Origin of the sequence: Synechococcus sp. R55.7, assembly GCF_047461955.1 — a bacterium.
GTDB lineage: Bacteria > Cyanobacteriota > Cyanobacteriia > Thermostichales > Thermostichaceae > Thermostichus.
Genome location: NZ_JANSIC010000322.1, coordinates 1 through 1769, shown reverse-complemented (window position 1 = coordinate 1769; position 1769 = coordinate 1). Strand labels below are relative to the sequence as shown.

At 59.7% G+C, this 1769-nt stretch carries 3 protein-coding genes; 2 read left to right on the top strand and 1 reads right to left on the bottom strand.

The genetic code is table 11. The features are described from left to right. Positions 1-11: 11 nt before the first annotated feature. Positions 12-599, top strand: a complete 588-nt coding sequence (locus NW820_RS12170) for a thioredoxin family protein (RefSeq protein WP_414407619.1) — start codon at positions 12-14, stop codon at positions 597-599. Here the strand turns inward: NW820_RS12170 and NW820_RS12165 are convergent. Continuing rightward, positions 584-1432, bottom strand: a complete 849-nt coding sequence (locus tag NW820_RS12165) for an inositol monophosphatase family protein (RefSeq protein ID WP_414357511.1) — start codon at positions 1430-1432, stop codon at positions 584-586. The two genes, NW820_RS12170 and NW820_RS12165, sit on opposite strands and share 16 nt — an antisense overlap. 23 nt (positions 1433-1455) lie before the next feature. Here NW820_RS12165 and NW820_RS12160 point away from each other — a divergent pair. Beyond that, the coding region (locus NW820_RS12160; protein ID WP_414407618.1) for a biotin transporter BioY at positions 1456-1769 on the top strand (314 nt) is incomplete at its 3' end.

Genomic DNA, 1769 nt, shown 5'->3' with positions numbered 1-1769 from the left:
GGAGGTTTGTTATGGCCCGTACCCCCTCAACCATGCTGCCTTTGGGCACCCCAGCCCCTGACTTCAGCCTGCCGGATGTGGTGAGCGGCCAAACCATCTCCCTCTCCACCTTTGCCGACAAGCCGGCCCTGCTGGTGATGTTCATCTGCCAGCACTGTCCCTATGTGAAGCACGTGCAAGAGGAGCTGGCCCGCCTTGGCAGAGATTACAAGGATCGCGGCGTCGGCATTGTAGCCATCAGCGCCAACGATGTGGAGAAATACCCGGATGACAGCCCAGAGAACTTGAAGAAGATGGCCGAGACCTTGGGCTTTACCTTCCCCTTCTGCTACGACGAAAGCCAAGAGGTGGCCAAAGCCTTCACCGCTGCCTGCACCCCTGACTTTTTCCTGTTCGACGCGGATCGCAAGTTGGTCTATCGTGGTCAACTGGACGACAGCCGTCCCAGCCTGACCGATGTGCCGGTGACGGGCAAAGATTTGCGGGCGGCGCTGGATAACCTTCTGGCCGGCAAGCCCATCGATCCCGACCAAAAGCCCAGCCTGGGCTGCAACATCAAGTGGAAACCTGGCAATGAGCCTGCTTATTTCGCTGGGTAGATCCCGCTTTTTTGAATCGCGGCCAGGGCCTGTCGATGCAAGCTGGGGTTGGCCGCCGCCAACACTTCTCCCGTGGAGGTGCGGGTTAAGGGATCCCCTCGCCAATCGGTAATCACGCCACCGGATCCCTCAATCACCGGCACAAGGGCAGCAAAATCGTAGAGGGCAAGGCCACACTCCATCACCAGATCCACACAGCCGCTGGCCAGCAGGCCGTACTGGTAGCCATCGCCCCCATAGGAGGTAATGTGAACTGCTTGGCTGAGCCCCTGGAAGCACCGTTGTTGGTCGGGTTGGGTGAACAAATCAGGGGTGGTACAGCTCAAGTAGGCGCGGCTGAGGTCGGTATTGGCCTTGGCTCGGACGGCTTGCCGGTGGGAGGGGGTTATCCATTGAGTGGGCTGTCCCCGTACCCCCAGCCAGCGTTCGCGCAACACCGGCTGATCGATGATGCCCAAAATGGGGCGGTCTTCTTCCAAGAGGGCAATCAGAGTAGCAAAGGTGGGCTTGCCGGTGGAAAAGGCGATGGTGCCATCCAAGGGATCCAGAACCCAGGTATAGAGGGATCCCGTCTGGTGAAAACCAAACTCTTCGCCAAGGATGTTGTGTTCTGGCACTTGGGCCATGAGCAAAGCCCGCATGGCCCGCTCTGCCTCCCGGTCGGCCACCGTCACAATTGGGGAGCGGGCCTCTTTGTATTCGGCTTGCAGTTCTCCGCGAAACAGGGGGCGAATCACCGCTCCGGCAGCATCGGCCAGGGCCTGGGCCAGTTCAATCCACTCTGCCTTGACCACCTTTTGCCCACCCCATCTGCCCCTTCCCTTTCTTAGCATAGGGAAAAATTTCCTCTCGGTTTATGCGGTCTGGCTTGCTCTTAACTCCTCTGGAATGGCTTTGGACGGCGATTGGGGTCCTCCTGACCATTTTGGGCACCCTAACCCATTTGAGTTTTCCGCCCGGGCTGCCTGGGTTGGGGGGATACAGCTTTTCGCTGCAAATTGGGGGCGTGTTGCTGACGGCTTGTTTGGCGGGGCCGGTGGCGGCGGTGTGCGCCCAGATCGTCTACCTGGGGTTGGGGCTGGCAGGGCTACAGGTGTTTGCCCAAGGGGGAGGGTGGCAGTACCTATACCAGCCTGCCTTTGGCTACTTGCTGGGGTTTCTGCCAGGAGC

What these genes read in the sequence shown, in the direction of transcription:
- NW820_RS12165 (WP_414357511.1), bottom strand. Translation starts at nt 1,432, where the DNA reads ATGCTAAGAAAGGGAAGGGGCAGATGGGGTGGGCAAAAGGTGGTCAAG.
- NW820_RS12170 (WP_414407619.1), top strand. Translation starts at nt 12, where the DNA reads ATGGCCCGTACCCCCTCAACCATGCTGCCTTTGGGCACCCCAGCCCCT.